Genomic DNA, 22,004 nt, shown 5'->3' on the forward strand with positions numbered 1-22,004 from the left:
ACCCTTGGTTGGTGAAGGGTGGGGCTAGAACATAATTTCAGAAGGAGGCGGACATGTCCGTTGATAGCTCTCTCGGTTCCTCGAACGGTGTACAGCCACTGAAACCGGTTCGCAAATACGGAATCCCTCGGTACCGTGTGACCCTCGTGCGCGAGGGCCGTGCCATTCCAGCTGCGGAATCGGTGCATACGTCGGAAGGCGCTGCGGCGATCCTCCGGCCTTTGTTTGCGGGTCTCGACCGGGAGCAGTTCCTCATCTGTGGCCTGGATGCGAAGCATGGGCTCATTGGGATCAATGTGGTCTCCACTGGATCGCTGACCTTGGCCATTGTGCATCCACGCGAAGTCTTCAAGCCGCTGATCCTCATGAATGCCGGCGCCTGGATATGCGCGCACAATCACCCCTCCGGCGATAGCACGCCCAGCCCGGAAGATCGTGTGCTGACCAAACGGCTGCGCGAGGCGGCTGATCTGTTCGGCATTCCGCTGCTGGATCATCTTGTTCTCGCCGAGGAGCGCTACTACAGCTTTGCCGACCAGGGCTGGCCCGGCGCTTAGCGCAGGAGCCGCAACACCCAGGCGGCCCCAGCGGCCACCAAGGCGAGCCCGATCGCGGCCGTGCCCCAGGCGACGAGGTCGGCAGCCAACGCATTGCCGATGGTCTGGATTTGTGAAGCCGTCATGCGCCCTCTCCTTGGTCATCATTCTCATTCTTGGTTTGTCGCTGGAAAAGGAGGCAGGCTGCTGCCAGCCTGCCTCGATGGGCCTACCTAGCCCACAATCGCGCGGACGCGCTTAAAGGCGTAGATCGCCAGCGCCACGCCAATCAAGGCCGTGGCCCACAAGAGCAGATCGGCCCGCACCGTGGCCACATCCGCCGAGACCGGAAACAACTGCGCCTGTGACAGCGCCGGCAGGCCCAGGGCGAACACGAACGCCATGAGCACGCCACCGAGCCCTTTCACCCAAGCCCATCCCTTCATAACGCACCTCCTTATGCTGTGTGGTGGGCACGTCCACCCACGCCGTCGGACTCCTCGCCGACGGTCGAGCGCCTCAGTGACTCTGAGGCAGGATTAGTTTGATAATCAGTCCCACGGCGAAGCCACCCAACCAGAAAATCGCCGTGAAATAGGTCATCGTCTCAACCGCCGGCAGGTCCATAGAACACTCCTTCACCGATGAGCCGAATCGAGCCATCTTCATAAACTTCCGAGACCATAAGGCCGTACCGTCCGGTAATCTGCGCGGCCGTGAGGATCTCGCCGCTGTCCAAGAGATAGCGCCAGCCTTGACGGTTCTTGCTCATTCCGGCCCCGCCGAGGATTCGGACGGTTCGCCTGGGTGCTGGCGGAGTCACGCTCACCGACGGAGCTATGCCCAACGGGTTGAGCAGGCTTGCAGAGCCGGAAGGGACTGCCCCCGCCGCCACGTTCGGGATAGAGGTCGCCCCAGCTGCAGGTGTCGGCTTGGTGGAACTCAGCGATGACCAGGGCCGCCAGAACATGAGGCCGATGGCAAACAGGCCTGCGGCAATGCCGATCGCCACCCGAGCGGACTTGAAGACGGTATGACTACGTTTCTCCTCCCGAATCGCCGCCGACGCATAACTCGAATAGTAGGCGTAGATCGCTGGCGAGTACGTGCCGACAAAGGCCCGGATGACTTCGTTATCTTCCGGGTTCCCACGCACCTTGCCCTGATACTTTTTCGACAGACCGACGAAGGCCAGCTTACGAAACTTGACGGTCGCTTCAATGAGTCGCGTGACGCCCTGGGACATCTGGCGAAAATCCTGGCTCATGAGCAGAATGTCCACGCCGTAATGCCGGTGCGTTTCGAGCCAGCGCAGCAGACCCGGCTCCACCTTCTGCATGGACCGAAAGACGGTCTGAGCTTCGTCGATAATCACGGCAGAGCCCGGCTCGACATGCTGAAACGCTTGCAAGACTTCGACGGAGTCCTTCCAGAGCGTGATCTGTTGTTCGAGTTGTTCCAGACCAATTCCAGTAAACAGTGCCAACCGATCCAGATAGATTCCATCAACCGCGATATAGAGTCGTCGCCCTTGCCGGACCCAGGGCAGAAACTTCTCGCAGATCGCGTGATAGGACTTGCCGGAGCCTGGGACCCCTTCATACAGTTCGATCATCGGAGACTCCTGAGATACACCCAGATCCAGAGGGCTAAGACGACCGTCCAGGCATAGGCCCAGCCCATCACCAGCTGGTTCATGAGCCCCACCGCACAAATGGAATGGTTTGCAGGATGAACCGAGTCCCCATGGCGCTCGCCACGATGGCCAGCCCCTGACTCATGCCCGTCGCGCCCAGCACCCACGCATATTGATCGGGAATCAGCGGCAGGGTGAGCCCTGCCGTCCCAATGGCGGCGAGCGTGCTGTCCGCCACGGAGAGCAGCGAATCCCAGATGCTTAATCCCCAATCCGTGAGGGAGAAGAAGAACTCCTGCAGCCAGCAATAGATGAGCGTCAGAATGGCGGTCATGTCGTCTGGCCTCCACCGACAAAAATGATGCGGTACGCGGCAATCGACGCCGTCGCAATGACGAGTGTTCGGAGCACGGTGAAGAACCAGGCCCATTGGTTGAAATCGACTTGCTGGCTCCCAAAGAAGGCGGAGGGCAAGGCAATTACCGGCAAGGTGGAAGGCCAGGTCAGGGATTTGAGCAGGTTCAGGGTGCCAAGCAGGCCACTCGTGCCCCAGCGGGTCTGATGTTCCTGGAGGACTGTTCCGAAGGTCCGGCTTTCATGAGATCCCACGGAACAAGAGGTGGTCGCCTGGGTTTCTTCTTGTTGCGTCGTCGAGCCGTCCGGATTCTGCGTCGTTGTCGTCGTCGTCGTGGTGGTCTGCTGTTGCGTATTCTGCTGTGGGGTGCTGGCCGGAGGCGGCACGTTGTCTGCCACCACGATATCCCCGGCTGGTACGGGCTTCGGTTTTACCGTCGTCGGCATCTCGGTCGGACTGACCGGTTGTGAGGTCGTGTTGTCTGCCGGTTGCGTGGTACCGGTGGTGCCGACGGGGCTCGTATGTTGTTCGATGGCATCGGGTGAACTGGGTGATTGCGCCAGCAGATACTGCTGAATGTCCGATGCGCTGGGCGTGCCCGTGGCTTGTTGCGCAGGCGAAGGCGGACACCACCAGTTGGAAGGCCCGGCGGAGGTCATGCCCGGCGTCGGACTGCCCAAATAGCCAAACATGAGCCCACCGGGACAGACTGGTGCGGGAGCGGGACTTCCCGCGATGTTGTGATTCGGAATGGTGTAGGTCTGCCCATTGTACGAATAGGTCCAGTTGCCCGTCGGTGGGGACGCCGCTTGTTTGATCGCGGCCAGATCCGGCTGTGAATAGTACATCTGAGCCAGGACCAAGCCTGCACTGACCCCGAGGGCGGCCCAACCGACCGGACCCGCGACCATGCGAACCGCCAACGAGGTGGCAGAGGGCGCCAGGGCCGCAGTGGCGACTTGAGATGCCAGAGCCGACCGTTGCGCAGCCAGATAGGCAATGCGTTCGGCTTGGGCGACCACTCTGGAATACTGCGTCGTGGTTTGGCCGAAGGACTCGCCCGGCGCAAGGCAGAATGAGACGAAGAGGGCCCAGACAAACCCGAGATACGTCATGAGAGAAAGAAATTTCACAATCGTCCGACTCCCAAGCCGGTGAGGAAGGCCAGTAACAGGACCGCCACGAGAATGATGGTGAGATCCACCGGCCTTCCTCCCTCTGCCGTTACTTCAAAACTTCCAATCCAGACAGATCAAAGAACATTCGGCCGGTCTGCTCGAACTTCCGCACTTCAATGGAGACCCGAGCCTGTTTGCCTTCGGCCTGCTTACAGAGATCAATCAGTGGCATCTGATCCTCCGGAATACCCAAACGCAGAATCCCCGGATCTTTGCCCTTCACATAGAGATCCACCGACCGAAAAACCTTCCCTTCCCGACTCCTCCGCTCCACATACCCCTGCACCGCCCCCTCCGCTTTGACTTGCATCGTCGTTTCCTCCTGAATAGTGAGTTGAATTCGAGTCAGCCAAGCGCCTGACCCACACGCCCCGGCCGAGCGGCCGAGATTTTGAGAGATACTGAAATTCCGAATCGCATTCCTCACAGCTCACAAACAATCCGCCATTCACCCATCGACAAGGGGCGCCATGCGCTCCACAACCAGGACAGCCGCGCCGCCAGGCCCCGTTATGAAACTCTAAGGACATAGGGTGTGCCGCTCTTTCGTTGGTTCAGCAGGGCATAGTGCTTCTGGTTCCATTTCTTCGTACCCGCATAGATCAGCTCAGTGAGGAATTGATCGCCTCGACAGGCCACCACCACAGCGAGCATTGAGGCGACGGATTGCGCGAGCCAAGCGGCCACGTCATCCAGCCGTTGCTGAATCCGTTCGACCACGAGCCGGCAGCGCTTGAAGCCTTCGGTCAGGCCTTCCCACCAGCTCAGCAAGGGCGCCCGATACTTCTCGTACGATTCGGCCTCTCGCGTCGTCTCTCGGAAATCCACATAGGAACGCAGCACCCCGACCAAGAAGGCCCGCCAGTCTTCAGAATCCAGTGTGAGTAAAGCCTTCGCGCAGGCTTGAGCTCGATCCTGCTTGAATTCCATTTCCCACCGCACCCCATATGACTGGGCGTCTTCTCGTCCACGACTCTGGAGTTCCAACCGCTTGTCATAGACCCGCAGCATGCTTTGGCTTTCCCGACTGCCAAAATACAGGGTCTCTCCAGTCCGGATGCCCTCGCGATGATTTGAAGCCTGAATCACCTTGAATTGCTTGGACCGGCTCACGAGCTGTCCGGCCTCCACGGCTTGCCGCACGGTCTCGACTGCGACAGTCGCCTCCCGGTCGTCCAGGGCCACATCGATGCGTGTCACATGGCCTTTTTGAGCGAAGATCCACGCGAGGACAGCCTTCAGCTTGGTCTCATCCCACTGGGAAACGATTCCGGCGGAAAGATCCACATGCACTTCCTTCGGATTGCGAGGAGCACCCGTCCCCAGTTTGCCGACGCCCGTCTTGCCCTGCGTCATGAGCTGAGCCACGGGATACCCGCGAAACCCGGTCTCACTCTGAAACCAGTCGCCGCCAATCAGCTTGATCACGTCCGCGACCTCAGCTTTCGGCAGGGTGAAGGCGAGCCAATCGATGGTTTGGGTGAACCCTCCGGAACCCGTCATTTCTTCCCCCTTGGCGTCCGTGCGATAGACGCCCCCGTCTTACCAAGTCGGGGGCTGGTCCGCTGCGCGCGCCGCCCGCTGGCGCCGTCGGTCGCGCTGCGCTGTCCCTCCTTCCTCATGGACACCACAAAGGTCTGACCACGCCCCTTGGCCTTCAGGGCCTCCTTCACGCGCTCCAGATCGAAACGTACAAATCGGCAGAATCGATCTACCGGAATCTCGCCTTTGCGGTAGGCCCGGCGGATCGACTTTGGACTGACTTTGAGGACGGCGGCCAACTCATCGACGGTTAACCATGTTTGTTCCATCACGTCTCCTTTACGTTTCGTCGCTCGATGTATGGTCAAACCATACGCATCGGCGTGCGGTGGTGAAAGAGGCCCGTTCGGGGACACTAGGGGACAACAGGGGACACTAAGGGACACTACGTCATCCCTCAGAAGTGTTCCTCAGAACACGAGGAGCACCGTGTGACAGCTATGCAAAACGGTTGTACGAAAAACGTGCGGCAAGTATGGAATGACCAAACAATGCGCTAGTAGCGGTGATTCAGATTTTTCTCTCGAAGTAACGATGGCCCGTGATAGGGCGAATGGAACCAGAGTGAGCCAAATGGTTGTGATGCCGCGATCGAAAATACGGCATAATATTGCAAAAAAATGCTCTAGGGCCGAAAAACTCCAGACAGGTCCAAACGGCTCTAATTCCCTGGGTAGTTGCCTAACGTCCCCAGTGATTACGCCAGTCTCGCCGCTTTGGGAGAGTTATGAGGGTTGCATCAATAACATTGTATGGCCGCAATCGGAACCTGTGCCACATTGCCCCCAAATAGACACAGCCGATCGATAATTTCGTCCCGCACTCTCTGAAAGACATCACGGCGTTGTTTGGGGTGGCAGCGGGGTCGTCGGAACTCCAGTGCCGCAGTTGATGAACCTCAGGCATAATTGGAAAAAGTTTCTCTCCCACGACCCTACAGTGATGTCATGATCGAACGGCTGACAAATAAATTCCTCTACATGCTTGAATCAAATGTGCGAAAGATCCCAGTTTCTTCATCACTTCCACAGTTACAGGGTTTGAATCCAGCGGGATGTGTGCCCGCGCTTGCTCACTGGAAGTAATCTTCCTCGATTGGCTGCAACAGTGCCTATGCCATTCGGCTTCTCGTCGAATTGTCTTTGCACAGAAACAGAATCCGACGCTTCATGTTCGCTTGTACGTGCTGCTGGCGTCGGCCCACCAATACCGCTTCTCTTGAAGTTATGAGATAGGTCTCTCACAACCATACGGTGCATGTCGAAAAAGGCAACCTTGCCTTTGCGAAGCAACATCTACGGCCTCCGCCCAATCGTAGCCGATTCTCGCCCAACGACAGCATCGCGCCGGGGCCTGTCTCCAAACGTAGATTTTGGCTTGGCCCATTACCGCGATGAGGCGTCGACAAAGTAAGGGGAATAACTCTTGCTGACGGCGGAATGCTTACTGATTCACGTCGGGTGAGAGGCAAGATTTGGGAACAGTCAGACCTGCATCTCCGCAGGGGGCTGCGAAGCACGAAGCAGGACTTAGGCAGCGGACGCTTCTTCGGAGGGCGGGGCTTTGGCTGGGTCGTTTACTTTTTTCGAACCACGACGCGCCGAGAACTCCAATGATAATTCCTGCAATGCCCGTACAAGGGCAGAAAGCTGTGATCGTGTCAACGCATCCTCGGCCAGAAGTTTCGCATAGAGGCTTGAGAACTTGTCTGCGCCGAGCAGACAGGCGCTCTCCGCCAGAGCGCCCAGTGATTGATTTAATGCTCCGGAGATCGGCTCGTTAGATGTGGATTCCTCCAGAACTGCGTAGGGGATGGTTTCGTTTACCTGAATGGCAAACATGTCACTCAGCTCCTGATATTCCTCGTCACCGATTTGTAAGGTGTCGGACACATCAAACTTGCTACGCAACACCAGGGGTTGGACGCTCAGCACCTGTTCCACCCGTTCTAACAACTGTTCCTTCTTCACTGGCTTGACGAGGATGCTATTGCAATGCAGACCTCGCGCTATCTTGGCCGTAGGGATATCGCAATGAGCCGAGAGAATGATGGCCGGAATGTCCCTCAAGCCGGGAAGCATTTTCAACTGTTGAATCAGCTCGATACCGTTTATTTCCGGCATCAGATAATCCGTGATGACGAGATGGATGTTGCATAGCGTAGGGAGCAACTCCAGCGCCTCTTTACCGTTATTGACGACAACCGTTTGATAACCGGCTTTTTGGAGCAGCCCCTCGACCAATTTCGCGCATACAATATTGTCTTCCACGATCATAATGGTCACAGGAAACTCCACTCGAACGTTGATTGAAACGGACTAGGCACAAAAGTGCGGCAGATCGTTATCGGATAAATATCGTGTAAAGTTGAGGGCCATTGAAGGCTGGGAACACTAGAGATCGCACCAACCAGCCATCCTCTATTCACTTGATATATAAGATATTTTTTTCTCTAATCATGCCGTCTAACTTGGTCATCTACCTTGCAGCGGCTTCAATTCTCCGGCAGACTGCAATAAAATCCAGAGACGATTTTCAAGGGTATACGTGTGCGCAATGAATGAACCTTTAACAGAACAGGGTCCCAGTATTTCGATCAACGACGGATGAAGCGGAAAAGAAAATAATTCGGCTTCCATCTCGCTTCCACGCGGAGTCGGTGGCCGCTCTTCCAGTGCGCAAGTTCGCTGATCGTGGCGTCGAGATCGAGAAACAGCATGCCAATCGTCCCTCCAACTTCCATGTCAAGATTGGTGACAACCGCTTCGCTCACCCGCCCGTCCACCCTCACCATTCGGCACCTCTCAGAGCCGTGATTCGCCCGGTGTCATGCCGTGATCCTGAGTAACGGCGCGCCGTGGACGGCGCTCTGCGTCAATCGCCTTTCTCGATCCCGCGTTCCACTGGTCGCGGGGAATCCGCTGACGTCAACCGGACGTGGAGGTGGTCAGGATCATTCTTCGGGAGCATGTCTGCCACATAGACGCCCTGCAGACTCTTCAGGTTCGTGTCGTTGGTGGCCAGTGTGGAGATCTCTAAGAGGGCCTCGACGTGGAGTGGCCGCTTGCTCGCGATCATGTCCTGCCAGAAAGGCAACTCTCGTGCGGCCACCTCCAGCATGACTCGATGCCCGCCAGGGATCAATTGAACCCCACGGACCGTGGCGTCTCGCATCACGTCATTCACGATAATCATGGTTCGAGCGCTCCCATTGCCTCACCGGCGATCAATTGAGGACCGTAGAACCCACGACGGCCCTGTCATCGAGGGGTTATTGGTCGGCGAAAACGATACGCTTTTTGTCTCACGGCTGCAACTGTGTCACCCGTGATCGTTACCTGCTCGACGCGTGGAACCATGCTTCCGCACTGGGTTTTCGTCCTGACGGTAGCCCTGACGAATGTCCACAATTGATTGACCATTTCGTTCGGTCACAATATGACGGGTACAGGTATCCAGTAGAAGGACGCATGGGATCACGAATCACAGGCACGGAGAGGGTGTTTCGGCTGGGACCGCAACCAACACTGACCTTGCGCGAGCGGCTCATCCTGGACGGGCTATGGTCCGGGAAGAGCACGAATCAAATCGCGGAACAGCTCGGCCTGTCCCTGAATTCTATCAAAGCGGTGCGTCACCGCCTATTGAGGAAGTATCAGGCGTCCAATGCGGCGCAGCTCGTACGAGCCGCCCTCGCGCATGGCGATCTCACTGTGGTCTAGCTGCCCCTCCTCCACACGTTATCGCCCCTCTCCACGTAATTATATTTGTGGGCAATATCCATTCTCAGAGTCCTATTCGACCAGACATCGAATTTCTGCGAGTCACTTTAGCGTCGCTGGAAATCCGTAGTTTGTTCCAACTCCTCCGTGTCGCTCTCACGCGACGTGCTCAACGCGTACCCTGTCATCGGAAAACCACAAGCATCGCAAGTCACGGTTGGTGCACCACTGGGAATCAACATGACCTGACGGCACAGATGGCAAGCTCGAATTTTCATACGCCTCCTTTTGAGTCAGTGTGTCCGTTGTGTGTCCGCAAGCACCCTGGTCCCAAGTTTCTCAATGGCGGTAACTGCTAACCTCGCCACGTTGCGGGCAAACTTGACAAACTCCCTGTACCGTTTTATTAACATCGCACCCTGCTCTAGCCTAACGAGCACTACCTATTCGAGGTCATGATTCGTTATTTTGCATAAGGATACATCATCCTCGTTCGTCACTTCGTTGGTTTGTCAACAGCCTGCTAGTATTGAGTGAGTATGCTTCCGATGGGAGTCTTACTCGCTGAAACGTGTGTTCTGGCTGTGCTGAGCTTTCGTCGGCACATCGTGGTCCTGGTGCCGACGAACCTGCTCCGCCGCATCGTGTTGTCCGGCCAATGTCAGTGCACCGATGAGATTCTTGGTGAGGCGTGGATGATCCTGCGCATACGGGTCACCCAAGCGAAAACTGGCAATCGCGTCATCATAGCGCCTCAATGCAACGTAGGTTTGCCCAAGGTTGTTGGCCAGGGCAGGATGCTCCGGCTTGATGGAGTAGGCGGTTTGAAATGCGGCAAGAGCATCGGGATACCGTTCCTGAACATAGGCAACAATGCCCAGCCACGCATAGGCGCGCCAATCTTGCGGATTCAGAGTTAGGGCTCGGCGAAACGCCTTCTGGGCATCTTCCAACCGGCCAAGACTCGCCAACGCTCGCCCCTCCCCGTCGAACGCCGCAGCAGAAATCGGGGTTTGATCGGCCATGGCCCTGAATTCCAGAAGGGCGTCCTCGGCCAATCCCCTTTCAAGAAACAGGATGCCGCGTTTCTCTCGAACCCGTGCGCGCCCCGGGTCCAGTCGCAATGCTTTCTCGTACTGCGCCATCGCAACGGTCAAATTCCTCCCGGCCACGGATCGATCTGCAAGATGCTCATACTCATCGGCCGTCAGAAGCGGGGGTACCGGCGAGAACCCGTTCTCCGACTTCGGCGACTCAGCCCCTACGCCGATCCGTCCGGCGGTGGCGTCATGATGACTCCGCGGAGGAGGCGCTTGCCCCGCGCACCCGCACACCACACCTGTCAGAGCTATGGCAAGATACCATGCAGGATGACGACGACTATTCATCACAACCGTTATCGGCGGCCGGCGCATAGACTTAACCCGGACTATTCATGAATGCCGTCGCGAGGCGTTCGAGACCGAAGTCCGCCGGGGCTCTTCGCAAGTAAGGCCGATGCAGGCGTACTTGCAGTCCGTCGAGGAGGCCGAACGAGAACAGCCCCGCCGGGCGAGAGGATCGGACGACGGAACAGGTATTCATGAATAGTCCGGGTCAAGGCGGTATGACATCGAAGAATTCGGAGGGACGGTTTGGGCCGTATCAGGGAGCGACCGCATCGCTGAGAAGACGAAGGCCTCGAATCACTGCCGGCCCTAGGAGGATGACGAAGAGCCCCGGAAAAATGAAAAAAATGAGCGGAAAGAGCAGTTTTACCGGCAATTGGGACGCGATCTCTGTGGCTCGCAGGTCCTGTCGGGTCCGTAACCCATCCGCATGAATCCGCAAAGCCTGGCCGATGCTGGTGCCGAATCGTTCCGTCTGAATGACGACCGCCATGAAACCATGGACCTCTTCCACTTGCATGCGTTGCGCGGCGCGACGAAACGCGTCTTGCCTCGATCGCCCGCTGCGCAGCTCTACGCATAGTGTTTCCAGCTCTTGACTCAATTCCCGATGCATTCTCGCCATCTCATGAGCCACCCGATTGAGGGCCACATCAAGACCAAGTCCGGCTTCGACACATATCACGAGTAGATCGAGGGCAGCAGGAAATCCCTCTACGATTTGTGTTTGCCGAGATGCAATGCGGCATCGAAGCCACACATCCGGTGCATACCATCCTGCTAAGCAACCGGCAACAGCCATGATTAGATTGCTCCACCACGGATGAGCCGTCAGCAACTGCAGCAGGAAAAATAAGACGAGCGGACACCCCGTCGCACCTAGCACTTTCGTGCCATAGAACAGTAGCGGCGCATTCCGGCTCCGCAAGCCGGCCGTGAGGAAGCGCACATGTGTCGACTCACCTTCAGTGCCAGTCGGCGCCGCTCGTCGCCCCCAGGTTGTCAGTAGCCGAATACCCAGTTGTCTCCATCGATCTATGCCCGCCGCGGAACCCTTTCCGGTGGTCCCCACGATTCGTCGCCGCCAACGACTGGCCCGCAACTTTTCCGCGGCTAATAGCGTTCCCCCGCCTACCATGAGAAGACTCGCGAACAACACCCCGCCGGCCAGCGCCCACCACGGATCCATCGGAATACTCCTTAAATGCGAACGGTCACCATGCGTTTGGTGATCGCAGCCCCGCAGAGCATCAGCATCCCTGCTACGGTGACCATCGTTTGTCCGAGCGGATCCTGAAACAAAATCATAATATATTCTGTATTGATCATGTAGAGGATACCGGCGAGAGCGAGCGGCAAGGCGAAGAGCACCATCGCTGAGAGCCGCCCTTCTGCGGACACCGCCCGCACCCTGGAGGCCAACTCGAAACGCTTTCGCGCCATCTGACTGATCGACGCGATGACTTCCGCCAAATTGCCACCCGATTCGCGTTGAATCATTACGGAGGTCACGAAAAATCTGAGGGCTGCTGAATCGAATCGATCTGTTAAATGGCTCAGTGCATCGCCCAGCGGGACTCCGAATGTCGCCTCTTCCACAACCCGTCCGAACTCGGGACCCACCGGTGCGGGGAATTCATCCGACACCATTTTCATCCCGGCCAGAAGGGAATGGCCGGCCCGCAACGACCGTCCCATCATATCCAGCGCCTCGGGTAGCTGGCGTTGAAAGTCGCGCAGCCTTCGAGTGGCGCGCTTGGCCAGCACACCGCGAACGCTTCCCCACAGAAGAGCCACGACGAGAGCTCCGCTCACCGGATCAAGCCCACCCATCGCCATCAAGAGAAGGATGAAGCTGGTCGGCCCGATTACGCTGAGCAGAAGCCAATCCAGAGACAGGGATATCGCAGCCTGCTGACGCCACCGCTCCCACCGATCGATCCCCGGCCACCAAGATAGAGTTCTGTCGACCCATGGGATGGGACTAAAGCGGCGCATCCGCGTGATGGTTGTCGCTCCTCCCATGCCATACTCTGTGCGCGGGGAATCTCGCTGCGTCGATAACGCGGGGTCCGTTCCGGACGGCAGCCACAGATACAGCCCTGCGGCTGCGGCCAGGCCGAACGACAGGGCGAAGCCCACGATCAGCGTCGCAATAATCATGCGGGTGTCCTCTCAAACCTCTCGAATACGATTCGGATCGAACAGATCCGGCGGCACCGCAATACCGAGAGCGTCCAACCGCGCCATGAAATGCGGACGCACGCCGGCGGCGAGAAACCGTCCCCTCACGCGCCTGGATTCGTCTAGCCCGGTCTGCTCGAAGCGAAAAATCTCCTGCAGCACAATGACGTCCTGTTCCATACCTACAACCTCCTGCACACTCATAAGCTTTCGAGTTCCGTCCGAGAGCCGGCTCAAGTGCACAATGACGTCCAGGGCAGAGGCGACATAGTGCCGCAGCATGTGAACGGGCAAATTGAGGCCGGCCATCGCCACCATGGTTTCGATGCGCGTGATGGCGTCTCTGGCGCTATTGGCGTGAATCGTGGCCAGCGATCCGTCATGACCGGTATTCATGGCTTGCAGCATATCCAAGGCTTCCGGCCCGCGGACTTCTCCCAGGACAATACGGTCGGGCCGCATCCGCAAGCTGTTACGGACGAGATCTCGCTGCGAGATTTCCCCCTTTCCTTCTACATTGGACGGTCTGGTTTCCAAGCGCACCACGTGATCCTGACGCAGCTGTAGTTCGGCGGCGTCTTCGATCGTGATGATCCGCTCCTCCGCCGGAATAAATCCTGACAGAAGATTCAGCATCGTGGTTTTTCCGCAACCGGTGCCGCCGGCGATGAGAATATTCAACCGTCCGCAGACCATTGCCTTGAGCATTTCGCCGATCTCTGGGGTCAACGCTCCCCCTGTCACCAAGTGCTCCAGTTGTAACCGTTCTCGACAGAATTTCCTGATGGATACAATCGGACCATCGAGCGCAAGCGGAGGAATAATGGCATTTACACGAGACCCGTCCTCCAATCTGGCATCCACCATCGGCGAGGATTCATCGATCCGTCGCCCGACGCGGGCGACGATTTTATCGATGACGTCCCGGAGATGGCGATTGTCTCGAAAGCGGTTCGGGCTCAGCGACAGCTTTCCGGCGCGCTCCACGTAGATGCGCGTCGCGGTGTTCACGAGAATGTCGCTCACCTCTTCGTCCTGCAGCAACGGCTCCAGAGGGCCCAGGCCGAGAATTTCGTTCATCACGTCGTTGATCACTTCTTCCCGGTCGGTGTCACTGAACGCGGCGCCGTCTTCTTCCAGGATCTGCATGACCAGCATAGCCAGTTGCGCTCGAAGCATGATGGGGTCGAGGAGACTCATCGCCGAAAAATCCAAGCGCGCCAACAGTCGTTCTTGGATGCGGTGTTTGAGCGCATTCCGACCCGTGAACGCCGAATCCGGCATACTATCCGTCAACTCCATCTGCCCCTCCGTCTTTGTTCACAATGATATTCGGACGTGGCGTCATACGCCGATCTATGCCGCATCGCTCCACAACCGCTGAATCCATCGCGCCCGCCAAGAAGGAGGCTGAGACGCGGGCGCCTGCTCGGTATCCATCACGAGGGCTGCCAATCGTTCATACGCATGGACAACAGCCCCTCCGCTCTTTGCGGCACACAGCACGCGCCCGGTCTCGAGCGCTTCGCGCGCGTCCTCCGGGACATCCGGAATAGACAAGGCGAGCGGCTGCCCGAGCAGAACCTCCGCTTCAGCCTGCAGGCCCTGATCTTCGCGCCGAGACCGATTCAGGACGAGAATCACACGCTCACGACCGTGCCCGAGCGTATTCAGCGCCTCCATCATGCGTACGGCGCGTCGCATCGTCGGCACCTCAAGCGTCATCACGACCAGAATAGTCGTAGCGGAGGTCAACGCCATGTTCACGGCCGAATTGAGCACTGTGCCGCAGTCGACCACCACCATCGGAAAGAGCGACTGCGCAAGCTTGCACAGTCGCCCGATCTTGTCAGGAGGGACGGAAGCGTCTCGTAATCCGTCGTAATCAGAAGCCAGGAGATGAAGCCCCGTCTTGTGCTTGATTAGCACACTCATCAACAGTGTCGGATCCAGCGCGAGGGGATCGCGCATTAATTCTCGCCAATGATGTTCCGGCTCAAGCTCGAGGAGAAGATGTAAGTCTCCCTCGTACAGATTGAAATCGAGCAGGGCTACTTCTCGATTCAGACCGCGACGTTGTGCGCACAACGCCAGGTTCGCGGAGACGGTACTGACCCCAACACCGCTGTGCGCGCCCAACACGCAGACCATCGACCGACCGGATCCAGATGACTCCGCAGCCGGACGTAGGGGGTTCGAATTACCAGTCATAGATACCTGCCTCCGTGAGTCGATCGTGTCGCGTGTCGAGATTCACACATGACTGACCATGCCTTCAGAACCATCATGACACCAAGCCGGGGAAACTCCCCTTGGTTCCATAATCGGGACCGCCGCCCCGCCCGATGGCCACACTCCCGCTCCGCAGCACGCCTTCGAGGACCGGCCCGTTCGGTGTGGAGACCAGCGTGATGACGGCGGTCGCAAATCCGGCGATACGAAGTGAGCCTGACGGAGCCTGACAGGCGCGGCGTTCGTAGATCGGGACAACCGCCACCCACTGTCCAGTCGTTGGATTTTTCTTGGCATCGTATAAGGCTTTGATCTGCGGAAAAATTGTGGCGAGGTTGCCGCGGACGAACTGGAATTGTGATCGGTTGGCCTGAGCAGCCGGGCTGCTCAGGCTCCCTGCCGTCAATCCGGACAACACCGTCTGAAGACCCGCAATGGTGGACGGCCCTTGAGTAAACGTCGTCCATCCGGTACAAGGGCCCGCGCTACCGGCTTGATAGAACACCACCCGTTTGCCGTCGATCGGGCCTTGCGCGACGAATCCTGACGCAATTCCGACAGGAGCCGGCAACCCGCCGGGAGGAACCTCTCCGAGCGGTGTGAGGGCAGCGGTGGCCGTCGCGGCGATGTCTAGCCGACGAATGCCCAGGAGACCGGCCAGGAACGTCGATGTCTGGCCGGACGCGCGGACCAACAAGGCATCTGCGCCGATATTGGTGGCTGCGAGGCGTTGTGACGCCGGATTCCAAGCCCCGATCCGCAACTCCGCAAGCGTCAGCGTCGTCAGATTGATCCGGTTCTGGTCCGCCACCTGAGCCGCCGCCCTCAACACGCGCGTTCGGTCTACGGCTGAGAGCATCTGCGTCGTGATCGTAGCCGGCGTGCGTTCGTAAACGCCGCCCAGCTGGCGTGCGCCGGCCAATGCCGCGGCATCCGCGACCGTCTGGGCATGATGCCGTGACAAGAGCGCCGCGCCGATATCCACGACGACTGCTCCCACCAGGAGCAACGCCGTCATGGCCACGGCGACCACTACGGCCACCGCCCCGCGATCGGTATGCCACGACGATCGGGGCAATGCATTTGCTGCAGGCGATCTACTCATGCCGCATCACGGTGCGCGAGCGAAGCGTCACAGTTCCTCTGAGTGCCGGGATTACATTCGCCATCACATAAAACTGATAGGGTGCCGACACCGTCACGATCAGATCGGTCCCGCTAGGGCCACCCGCGCCAGTGACGGCAATCATGGGTGTCACGCCGGTCACTCCTGCCTGGGTAAACACCCTGCGTGCCAGCGCTTGAATGTCGGCAGCGGTCGGCCTCGGCACGGACTGTCGAATGCCAAGACGCGCCCCCTCCCGACTAGCCGTGGCCAGCACCTGTTGCCGGGACAACGCAACGCCGAACTCGATGATCCCGAACAGCACCATGATCAAGACGGGAAGCAAGAGGGCAAACTCAACGGCAGCGGCGCCTCGCTGGTTCATATGGCCTGGCAATGGAGGCCACCGGTTAGCGAACCGGCGGTTGGCGCGCGGCGGAGCGCTCGACAAATAGCGGCGGAGAGTCACCCCTGCATCCTCACGTGCATTCCTAACGACGTCTCCGGTACACTCCAGGCAATGGCGGTCGTTTTCGACATGTCCGAGATCGAGAGGCTTACGCATCACGCGGTCTGCCTACGGATGCACGTCGTCCGGCAACGGAGGCATTGCGGCGCCGGTCGCCTCTTTCATTCCCGGAGGCGGCTGCGGTGGGGCAACCATTCCACCCTCTTGTGAACGATCGAACGTTCTGAGATAGCCACGCATGACCATCTGCGCCGCACGACCATCTATGCCTGCAAGGTCACTCCGCCGGCTATCCGACGATCCGATCTGCGCTGCCTTCAGGGCCGCCAGCGATGTGCCGAATTTCTCTTGCATCGGCGGCGGACTTGCGCAACCGGCCAACAACAGGGCCGTCAAGACCACGGCCGCCGAAATCGCTTCGTGTCTCATCGTCATCGCTCCTTCCTACGGCATTATCCTTGTCCCCGGCACCCCTGATGGACCGATGCTCAGGGCATCATAAGGCCGGTGGCCTCGCGCGATTTTTCTTCACGGCCGGCTGGGACCTCTACGCCACGCATGTCCGATGCGCTACCGTGTCGACTCGGTAAGCGACCTTTTAGGTAAAAATCGACGTCGTCCGGGTCCAGATACCCATCGGTGGGCAGCGTGATCTGCGCATCCGTCATCGACCTGACAAAATGCGGCGTGACGATGATGACCAGTTCCGTTTCATTCTTCTGATATTGCGCGCTGCGGAACAACGCGCCAAGGATGGGAATGTCGCCGAGGACCGGATACTTCGAGACGGTTTCCCGAACACTTTCCCTGAGCAGACCCGCAATGGCGAAACTCTGGCCGTCCTCCAATTCAACCATGGTGGAGGCGCGCCGCGTCGTAATCGCAGGCACGACAAAGCCTTGTATCGAGAGCCCGTTCGCGAAATCCAACTCCGAGACTTCCGGTGTCACGGTGACGGCGATCTGGCGCGCGCTCAACACCACCGGGCGGAAATTGAGCTGGATGCCGAATTTCTGGAACTGAATGGTGGTCACGCCGAAGGCTTGCGGGACGGGAATCGGAAATTCTCCACCGGCGAGGAACTGCGCATCCTGTCCGCTTAAGGCGATCAACGTCGGTTCCGCCAGTACCTTCACCAGATTGTCTTCCTTCAAAGCATCGATGAAACCGGTCCAATTGGCCGACCCGCTCTGAAAGCGAAACAAGGCGTTCACGGCTTGCCCCAGCCCGAATCCGAAGGGCGGCACAGCACCGAGCGGCGAAAGGACGGATGAGGCGTCGCCGGAAGGAAGAGGGGACGCCAATCGCTTGAGGACCGATGCGCCGAATTGACTGCCGGATCCGTTCACATAGGAGAGATTGACTCCGATCCTCCGCAACATCGTCCGGTCCATTTCCGCAACACGGACCTCCAGCATGACTTGATGGCTTCCACCGACCTGCAGGAGATTCAGCACCTTGCCCGGCGCATAGGTTTCGGTCACGGCGAGGACTTGTGTCAGAGCTGCCGAACTGGTCATGGTACCGCTCAAGGCGATATGCTCTTGCGTCGTCACGACTCGAAGGGCCTTCTCGTCAGGAAAGAGGGCGTGGAGATGTTCCTGGAGGCGCGAGACATCCGGAGACACCACCACGTCATAGGCGGCAAAGACTTCGCCGGTGGTGTTCCATAACGTGAGGTTCGTCACCCCGGCGGTTTTTCCCATCAAGTACACCTGACGAGGGCTCAGCACGAGCGCATCGGCCACCCGTGGATCGGCCACGGATACTCGGGCAAGCGATGCCGACGTTTCGATGAGCATCGATTTTCCGATCGTGACGGACACCCGTTCGACAGGTCGTGTTTCCCACTCAGCAGCCGAGCAAGGTTGCGCCGAGATTACAGCGAAGGCGCCCCAGAGGATCAGTTTCCACCAGCTCACCTGTTGATTCCGCACGCCACCCATTGTCTCTGTCACATACCTTTCTCTGCCTATCAAGCAGCTAAAACTTTACTTCCGTCCGTGAAACGCCCCGGATTACTTCCACCGACACGGTCGGCGGATGCATCGCTGTTTCGGCGATGAAACCGTCCTGAACCGGTGTCGCGGCCACAATGTTGCCTTCCCGGTCGCCGGTTGACGTGCGCGCGGGAGTCCGGGTTTCATCCGGCCTGTTGGGGCCGGTGCTGTCGGGGGGCGCGAGCGCGCCTCCCGCTTCCGCGCCAGTCGTCACCGCTGCCTGACTATGCACATAGGGCTGAAGCCGAGGCAGTGTACCCACAGTTGTCGACGCGTCTGCCGTCGGCTTGGCACTCGATGCGTGAGCCTGCTCCCTCGCGCTCGTGCGGATCATTCCATCGGAGGGCCGGTCACGAACGATTCTTCGTTGTCGCGACACAGTCTCAGATGTCCTCTGTGGGTCTGACCTCTGGTCCCCGAAGAGCGATGACACGGTCGCACCCGGTGTCACGACGGTCGCCGCGCTGCGCGGGTTTCTGAGCGCCAGATGCACTTTTCCTTCCATTGATGCGAGTGACAGCCGCTCCGCCTCGTGGGGAGCCACCTCCAGGGTGACGACGGTCGGCGGGGTGCGCGAGGCCTTCCGGCCTGAGAGAAGCGACTCCTCCTCTTTGCCGGTCGACGCATCCAGTCCGGTCGACAGCACCATAATGTCGGCTAACACCAACTTCGTGGTCGGTTCACCGCCGTTGAGCACTCGCGACATGGTGGTTAGAACGTCCACGCGGTCGCCAGGTTTCAAAATCCCTCCGACTCCCGTGACATCATCCACTTTGATGGCCATGGCACGCTTCTCGGGATGGGTGACGGCCGCGATGCCGCCGGTCGTGACGTCGGTAGGCGCGAGTTTCGAGACAAGAATAGGTTCCTGCGAGGTAAGCGGCGTCAACAGCACGCGACCGATCAGTTCATCGCTCGACGGGAAGGTCCCATCAGGGACGCTCTCGGAGGGAAAAGACACCACACGGACGGCATCACTGGACAGCACGGTTCCCCAGGGAAGCGCGTGGGCAGCCACGGCGACGGACGTCATTCGATTGTTCGCGCTGAGCTCGGTTCGCGTCTCATCCAGTAGTTGCTGGACATAGCCATATGCGAGTAGGCTGCTCACCGCTCCGATCGTTCCCCCCAGCCCGATCACAAGGAGTGCCCGTTGCCGAGATGTCAGCGCCATATATATGCTCCTCGCGATACAACGTCACCACCGGTCTAATAACGGGGCACGCGGTCTCCCTGGTATGCCGCTGAGATGTTCATTCTGCTTCCGCCGTGGGGGTGACAGGGTGCCACCGTCTCCCGGCTATTCATGCGATCCGTCAAGAGATCAACGACAGATCTCCTCGCCACCACAGTGTCAGTGCCGTCCCGAGCGCGATCACGATACCGTACCGGAGCAACGGTTCTGGAGCGGTCGACGTTGCAGAGGGCGCCGGACAACCGGTGAGCGCAATCGTCAGACCCCCTGCATAGACGGACCGCAGCATCGTCCGCCATCCCCGGTGTCGGCAACCGACGCCCAGTGCATAGATCCCGCCGAACAGAGCGATGGCCACGGCGGCCTGCATCACGCCGAACGGTCCCAAGCAGCTTCCGACCGCGCCAAGAAGTTTCACGTCTCCGGCCCCCATTCCTCCGCACACATAGAAGCCGATCAGCAGAGCGATGCCGACACAGTACCCGGCCAGACTACCGACCAGGCCGATCAGGCCATTGTGTGCGGTCTGCAAGATGATGCCGCCGCTCACACCTGTCATCGTGAGCCAATTTGGAATCAGCCCCCTCGCCGCGTCGCTGACCGCCCCGAGGATCACCACGACCAGAACGAATAGCATCATGTCCATCGTCACCTCGAAGGGAGTGATGGCGCAGCCATGGGTTCAGCGAATCAGGCCGGCCAATCGCGTGAACATGTTCCTGATATTGCCGCCGAGCGTAAACGCTGCCGTGGCGATGACCACCGCGATCGCAGATGCGATCAATGCGTACTCAATGGCCGCCGCACCGTCTTCTTCCTGGAAAAATCGTCGCATGGCATTCAGCATGACACTCTCTCCTTGTTAGAAAGAACCAGATTTCGTAGGCAGGTTACCGACGCCTACCCCTTCCGACTCATGTATCGGCGGAATACCCGTTAGACTTAAGCCCCGCCGCTCTGTTTTTAATAGTCGTCAGTCCCAGCTATAGATGGCCTCCACACAATTGCCAGCGCCCTGGAAGGTCACCTTCTGACATAGTGCGCGGACGAGCGCGAGTCCGCGACCGAACAGCGAATCATTTGCGGACAACGGTGCGGCGGGATGGCTAGCATCGAATCCCGCCCCGCTGTCTTCGACACGCACGATCAATCGGGCCCCGCTCGAAGATGGAGCATGCGTTATGGAGATCTGCACATAGCCGTCTTGCAATGCGGCCAGGCGTCGGTCGCGCTCCTGGTAATAGGCGTCGAATCCCTCGGGCGAAGTTTTCAGACTCGATTGTATTCCCAATACGCCATGGTCGATTGCATTTGAGAGAAGTTCCGTCAATACGGTGAAGAAGCGCTCCCGGTGTCGGGCATGACCTGGTAGCAGGCTCACCAGCTGCATCAAGTCCGGTAGCGGATCTTCCGTCCGCATTGCGTCAGGCCCCAATCGAACCTCAATCTGCCAAGGAAGCTGACACGAACGCTCCCGTGATGGCGGATTACCCCCTACTGTGAATCGTTCGAGAATGATGTCGTAAGGCACATCGACCACCGTAATATCGTCTTCCTGGACGCCTCCATCGGCGAAGGCAGTGAGCGCGGCCACGAGTGCCTCGAAGGTATGCGACGCCGGACCTTGCCTGACAACCTCATGGACCCGAGATTCACCGAACAGCTCCCCCGATGGGCTGCGCGTTTCGATCACGCCGTCCGTATACAGAATCATTCGGTCGCCCGGCTGTAGGTCATAGGTTTCTAGATTCGACATGAACTCTTCGGCATGCAGCACTCCTAGGGGAGGATGCTGCGACGTCCATTGCAACCGAACCCCCGCCCTCGGGTTGATGACCAAGACCGGTGGAAGCCCGCCGTTCCACACCGATGCCCGGCCGCGGACCGGATTGATTTCGATTGCGCTGGCTGCACAGAAGATTCCGACCGGCATCGTGTAATTCAACTTGCGGTTGATCTCCCGTAAAATATCCCCTAACGCATGCCCTCGCTCGGTCATTCGATAGAACACGTCGGCCAACGGTAATGCGCCGATTGCGGAGGACAAGCCATGGCCTGTGAAGTCGCCAACGAGGACATGGAGAATACCGGTTGGAGTCGTCCCGGCTAATACGAGATCGCCTCCGAGGATGGCCGCGGGCGCCACATGGTAGGTGATACCCATTCGCTCCATGCAGGGAGTCGCCAGGATTTTTGCACGAATCTCATTGGCTACCTCAATTTCGCAGAACGAGCGGTCTCGATACGATTCAAGTTCCTGCTTTTGTTCCGTAACTCGCGCGTGGAGTTCCTGCACGCGCGACCAAGCTGAGAGCTTCGCTCGCAGGAGGGGCAGGCTATACGGTTTTGTGAGCACGTCGTCTCCCCCGGAGGCAAGACATTCGGTCAGACCTTTTTCATCGGTCACGGCCGTCAAAAAAATAACCGGCACGAAGCGCGCGCCGGCTCGCTGCTTGATCAGT

At 58.7% G+C, this 22,004-nt stretch carries 27 protein-coding genes; 2 read left to right on the plus strand and 25 right to left on the minus strand.

Annotated features, from left to right (window positions below; translation table 11 throughout):
• Window positions 1-53 precede the first annotated feature (53 nt).
• Entirely contained in the window at window positions 54-557 is a 504-nt protein-coding gene (locus KF784_17125; GenBank protein MBX3120785.1) for a JAB domain-containing protein, read from the plus strand.
• Between the two features lie 212 nt (window positions 558-769).
• Here the strand turns inward: KF784_17125 and KF784_17130 are convergent, their stop codons facing one another.
• The 11 genes from KF784_17130 to KF784_17180 form a co-directional block, all read right to left on the minus strand.
• Complete coding sequence (locus KF784_17130) at window positions 770-982, minus strand: hypothetical protein (protein MBX3120786.1); 213 nt, start codon at window positions 980-982, stop codon at window positions 770-772.
• Window positions 983-1,143: 161 nt separating this feature from the next.
• Window positions 1,144-2,151 carry a hypothetical protein gene (locus KF784_17135; GenBank protein MBX3120787.1) on the minus strand — a complete coding sequence of 336 codons (1,008 nt, stop codon included), beginning with the start codon at window positions 2,149-2,151 and terminating at the stop codon, window positions 1,144-1,146.
• Window positions 2,152-2,230: 79 nt separating this feature from the next.
• The gene (locus KF784_17140; protein MBX3120788.1) at window positions 2,231-2,506 is read right to left on the minus strand and encodes a hypothetical protein; all 276 of its coding nucleotides are present in this window, start codon (window positions 2,504-2,506) and stop codon (window positions 2,231-2,233) included.
• A complete protein-coding gene (locus KF784_17145) occupies window positions 2,503-3,660 on the minus strand; it encodes a hypothetical protein (GenBank protein ID MBX3120789.1) in 1,158 nt (385 codons plus the stop codon). The genes KF784_17140 and KF784_17145 overlap by 4 nt, the downstream gene beginning before the upstream one ends.
• A 91-nt stretch (window positions 3,661-3,751) precedes the next feature.
• Window positions 3,752-4,015, minus strand: a complete 264-nt coding sequence (locus KF784_17150) for a hypothetical protein (protein MBX3120790.1) — start codon at window positions 4,013-4,015, stop codon at window positions 3,752-3,754.
• A 200-nt stretch (window positions 4,016-4,215) separates the two neighbouring features.
• Window positions 4,216-5,208: a replication initiation factor domain-containing protein gene (locus tag KF784_17155; protein MBX3120791.1), complete on the minus strand. Its 993-nt coding sequence runs from the start codon at window positions 5,206-5,208 to the stop codon at window positions 4,216-4,218.
• Window positions 5,205-5,516 carry a helix-turn-helix domain-containing protein gene (locus KF784_17160; protein ID MBX3120792.1) on the minus strand — a complete coding sequence of 104 codons (312 nt, stop codon included), beginning with the start codon at window positions 5,514-5,516 and terminating at the stop codon, window positions 5,205-5,207. Before KF784_17160 ends, KF784_17155 begins: the two co-directional genes overlap by 4 nt.
• Window positions 5,517-6,278: 762 nt before the next feature.
• The gene (locus tag KF784_17165; protein MBX3120793.1) at window positions 6,279-6,542 is read right to left on the minus strand and encodes a hypothetical protein; all 264 of its coding nucleotides are present in this window, start codon (window positions 6,540-6,542) and stop codon (window positions 6,279-6,281) included.
• Between the two features lie 234 nt (window positions 6,543-6,776).
• A complete protein-coding gene (locus KF784_17170) occupies window positions 6,777-7,532 on the minus strand; it encodes a response regulator (protein ID MBX3120794.1) in 756 nt (251 codons plus the stop codon).
• Between the two features lie 311 nt (window positions 7,533-7,843).
• Window positions 7,844-8,041 (minus strand): hypothetical protein, encoded by a 198-nt coding sequence (locus tag KF784_17175; protein MBX3120795.1) that lies wholly within the window; start codon window positions 8,039-8,041, stop codon window positions 7,844-7,846.
• Between the two features lie 80 nt (window positions 8,042-8,121).
• The gene (locus KF784_17180; protein MBX3120796.1) at window positions 8,122-8,442 is read right to left on the minus strand and encodes a hypothetical protein; all 321 of its coding nucleotides are present in this window, start codon (window positions 8,440-8,442) and stop codon (window positions 8,122-8,124) included.
• A 275-nt stretch (window positions 8,443-8,717) separates the two neighbouring features.
• Here KF784_17180 and KF784_17185 point away from each other — a divergent pair, with 275 nt between their 5' ends.
• Complete coding sequence (locus tag KF784_17185; protein ID MBX3120797.1) at window positions 8,718-8,969, plus strand: helix-turn-helix transcriptional regulator; 252 nt, start codon at window positions 8,718-8,720, stop codon at window positions 8,967-8,969.
• Between the two features lie 557 nt (window positions 8,970-9,526).
• On the opposite strand, the gene KF784_17190 is transcribed toward KF784_17185, so the two are convergent.
• The 14 genes from KF784_17190 to KF784_17255 all read right to left on the minus strand — a co-directional run.
• Window positions 9,527-10,357, minus strand: coding sequence for a tetratricopeptide repeat protein (locus tag KF784_17190; GenBank protein MBX3120798.1), 831 nt, complete (start codon window positions 10,355-10,357; stop codon window positions 9,527-9,529).
• Window positions 10,358-10,388: 31 nt separating this feature from the next.
• Entirely contained in the window at window positions 10,389-10,553 is a 165-nt protein-coding gene (locus KF784_17195) for a hypothetical protein (protein ID MBX3120799.1), read from the minus strand.
• Window positions 10,554-10,613: 60 nt separating this feature from the next.
• Window positions 10,614-11,546 carry a type II secretion system F family protein gene (locus tag KF784_17200; GenBank protein MBX3120800.1) on the minus strand — a complete coding sequence of 311 codons (933 nt, stop codon included), beginning with the start codon at window positions 11,544-11,546 and terminating at the stop codon, window positions 10,614-10,616.
• Between the two features lie 11 nt (window positions 11,547-11,557).
• Entirely contained in the window at window positions 11,558-12,520 is a 963-nt protein-coding gene (locus KF784_17205) for a type II secretion system F family protein (protein ID MBX3120801.1), read from the minus strand.
• 12 nt (window positions 12,521-12,532) lie between these two features.
• Window positions 12,533-13,843: a CpaF family protein gene (locus tag KF784_17210; GenBank protein ID MBX3120802.1), complete on the minus strand. Its 1,311-nt coding sequence runs from the start codon at window positions 13,841-13,843 to the stop codon at window positions 12,533-12,535.
• Between the two features lie 54 nt (window positions 13,844-13,897).
• Entirely contained in the window at window positions 13,898-14,752 is an 855-nt protein-coding gene (locus KF784_17215; GenBank protein ID MBX3120803.1) for a hypothetical protein, read from the minus strand.
• Window positions 14,753-14,825: 73 nt separating this feature from the next.
• Entirely contained in the window at window positions 14,826-15,878 is a 1,053-nt protein-coding gene (locus tag KF784_17220) for a hypothetical protein (protein MBX3120804.1), read from the minus strand.
• Window positions 15,871-16,446 carry a pilus assembly protein gene (locus KF784_17225; protein ID MBX3120805.1) on the minus strand — a complete coding sequence of 192 codons (576 nt, stop codon included), beginning with the start codon at window positions 16,444-16,446 and terminating at the stop codon, window positions 15,871-15,873. The genes KF784_17220 and KF784_17225 overlap by 8 nt, the downstream gene beginning before the upstream one ends.
• Window positions 16,447-16,455: 9 nt before the next feature.
• Complete coding sequence (locus KF784_17230) at window positions 16,456-16,782, minus strand: hypothetical protein (GenBank protein MBX3120806.1); 327 nt, start codon at window positions 16,780-16,782, stop codon at window positions 16,456-16,458.
• Between the two features lie 53 nt (window positions 16,783-16,835).
• A complete protein-coding gene (locus KF784_17235) occupies window positions 16,836-18,293 on the minus strand; it encodes a type II and III secretion system protein family protein (GenBank protein ID MBX3120807.1) in 1,458 nt (485 codons plus the stop codon).
• Window positions 18,294-18,330: 37 nt separating this feature from the next.
• Window positions 18,331-19,521, minus strand: coding sequence for a Flp pilus assembly protein CpaB (gene cpaB, locus KF784_17240; GenBank protein ID MBX3120808.1), 1,191 nt, complete (start codon window positions 19,519-19,521; stop codon window positions 18,331-18,333).
• Window positions 19,522-19,663: 142 nt separating this feature from the next.
• The gene (locus KF784_17245) at window positions 19,664-20,182 is read right to left on the minus strand and encodes a prepilin peptidase (protein ID MBX3120809.1); all 519 of its coding nucleotides are present in this window, start codon (window positions 20,180-20,182) and stop codon (window positions 19,664-19,666) included.
• A gap of 42 nt (window positions 20,183-20,224) precedes the next feature.
• On the minus strand, window positions 20,225-20,389 hold the full coding sequence (locus tag KF784_17250; protein MBX3120810.1) for a Flp family type IVb pilin: 165 nt from the start codon (window positions 20,387-20,389) through the stop codon (window positions 20,225-20,227).
• A 126-nt stretch (window positions 20,390-20,515) separates the two neighbouring features.
• Window positions 20,516-22,004, minus strand: a 1,489-nt coding sequence (locus tag KF784_17255) for a SpoIIE family protein phosphatase (GenBank protein MBX3120811.1), incomplete at its 5' end; no start/stop codon positions are given.

The sequence above is a fragment of the Fimbriimonadaceae bacterium genome, from assembly GCA_019638775.1.
GTDB lineage: Bacteria > Armatimonadota > Fimbriimonadia > Fimbriimonadales > Fimbriimonadaceae > JAHBTD01.

Excerpts from the sequence above, each read along its gene's own strand:
- KF784_17150 (MBX3120790.1), bottom strand. The coding sequence starts at position 4,015 with ATGCAAGTCAAAGCGGAGGGGGCGGTGCAGGGGTATGTGGAGCGGAGG.
- KF784_17235 (MBX3120807.1), bottom strand. The coding sequence starts at position 18,293 with ATGGGTGGCGTGCGGAATCAACAGGTGAGCTGGTGGAAACTGATCCTC.
- KF784_17160 (MBX3120792.1), bottom strand. The coding sequence starts at position 5,516 with ATGGAACAAACATGGTTAACCGTCGATGAGTTGGCCGCCGTCCTCAAA.
- KF784_17230 (MBX3120806.1), bottom strand. The coding sequence starts at position 16,782 with ATGACGATGAGACACGAAGCGATTTCGGCGGCCGTGGTCTTGACGGCC.
- cpaB (MBX3120808.1), bottom strand. The coding sequence starts at position 19,521 with ATGGCGCTGACATCTCGGCAACGGGCACTCCTTGTGATCGGGCTGGGG.
- KF784_17200 (MBX3120800.1), bottom strand. The coding sequence starts at position 11,546 with ATGGATCCGTGGTGGGCGCTGGCCGGCGGGGTGTTGTTCGCGAGTCTT.
- KF784_17130 (MBX3120786.1), bottom strand. The coding sequence starts at position 982 with ATGAAGGGATGGGCTTGGGTGAAAGGGCTCGGTGGCGTGCTCATGGCG.
- KF784_17190 (MBX3120798.1), bottom strand. The coding sequence starts at position 10,357 with ATGAATAGTCGTCGTCATCCTGCATGGTATCTTGCCATAGCTCTGACA.
- KF784_17250 (MBX3120810.1), bottom strand. The coding sequence starts at position 20,389 with ATGCTGAATGCCATGCGACGATTTTTCCAGGAAGAAGACGGTGCGGCG.
- KF784_17125 (MBX3120785.1), top strand. The coding sequence starts at position 54 with ATGTCCGTTGATAGCTCTCTCGGTTCCTCGAACGGTGTACAGCCACTG.
- KF784_17135 (MBX3120787.1), bottom strand. The coding sequence starts at position 2,151 with ATGATCGAACTGTATGAAGGGGTCCCAGGCTCCGGCAAGTCCTATCAC.
- KF784_17220 (MBX3120804.1), bottom strand. The coding sequence starts at position 15,878 with ATGAGTAGATCGCCTGCAGCAAATGCATTGCCCCGATCGTCGTGGCAT.
- KF784_17245 (MBX3120809.1), bottom strand. The coding sequence starts at position 20,182 with ATGATGCTATTCGTTCTGGTCGTGGTGATCCTCGGGGCGGTCAGCGAC.
- KF784_17215 (MBX3120803.1), bottom strand. The coding sequence starts at position 14,752 with ATGACTGGTAATTCGAACCCCCTACGTCCGGCTGCGGAGTCATCTGGA.
- KF784_17205 (MBX3120801.1), bottom strand. The coding sequence starts at position 12,520 with ATGATTATTGCGACGCTGATCGTGGGCTTCGCCCTGTCGTTCGGCCTG.
- KF784_17195 (MBX3120799.1), bottom strand. The coding sequence starts at position 10,553 with ATGAATACCTGTTCCGTCGTCCGATCCTCTCGCCCGGCGGGGCTGTTC.
- KF784_17140 (MBX3120788.1), bottom strand. The coding sequence starts at position 2,506 with ATGACCGCCATTCTGACGCTCATCTATTGCTGGCTGCAGGAGTTCTTC.
- KF784_17165 (MBX3120793.1), bottom strand. The coding sequence starts at position 6,542 with ATGTTGCTTCGCAAAGGCAAGGTTGCCTTTTTCGACATGCACCGTATG.
- KF784_17155 (MBX3120791.1), bottom strand. The coding sequence starts at position 5,208 with ATGACGGGTTCCGGAGGGTTCACCCAAACCATCGATTGGCTCGCCTTC.
- KF784_17210 (MBX3120802.1), bottom strand. The coding sequence starts at position 13,843 with ATGGAGTTGACGGATAGTATGCCGGATTCGGCGTTCACGGGTCGGAAT.
- KF784_17180 (MBX3120796.1), bottom strand. The coding sequence starts at position 8,442 with ATGATTATCGTGAATGACGTGATGCGAGACGCCACGGTCCGTGGGGTT.
- KF784_17175 (MBX3120795.1), bottom strand. The coding sequence starts at position 8,041 with ATGGTGAGGGTGGACGGGCGGGTGAGCGAAGCGGTTGTCACCAATCTT.
- KF784_17185 (MBX3120797.1), top strand. The coding sequence starts at position 8,718 with ATGGGATCACGAATCACAGGCACGGAGAGGGTGTTTCGGCTGGGACCG.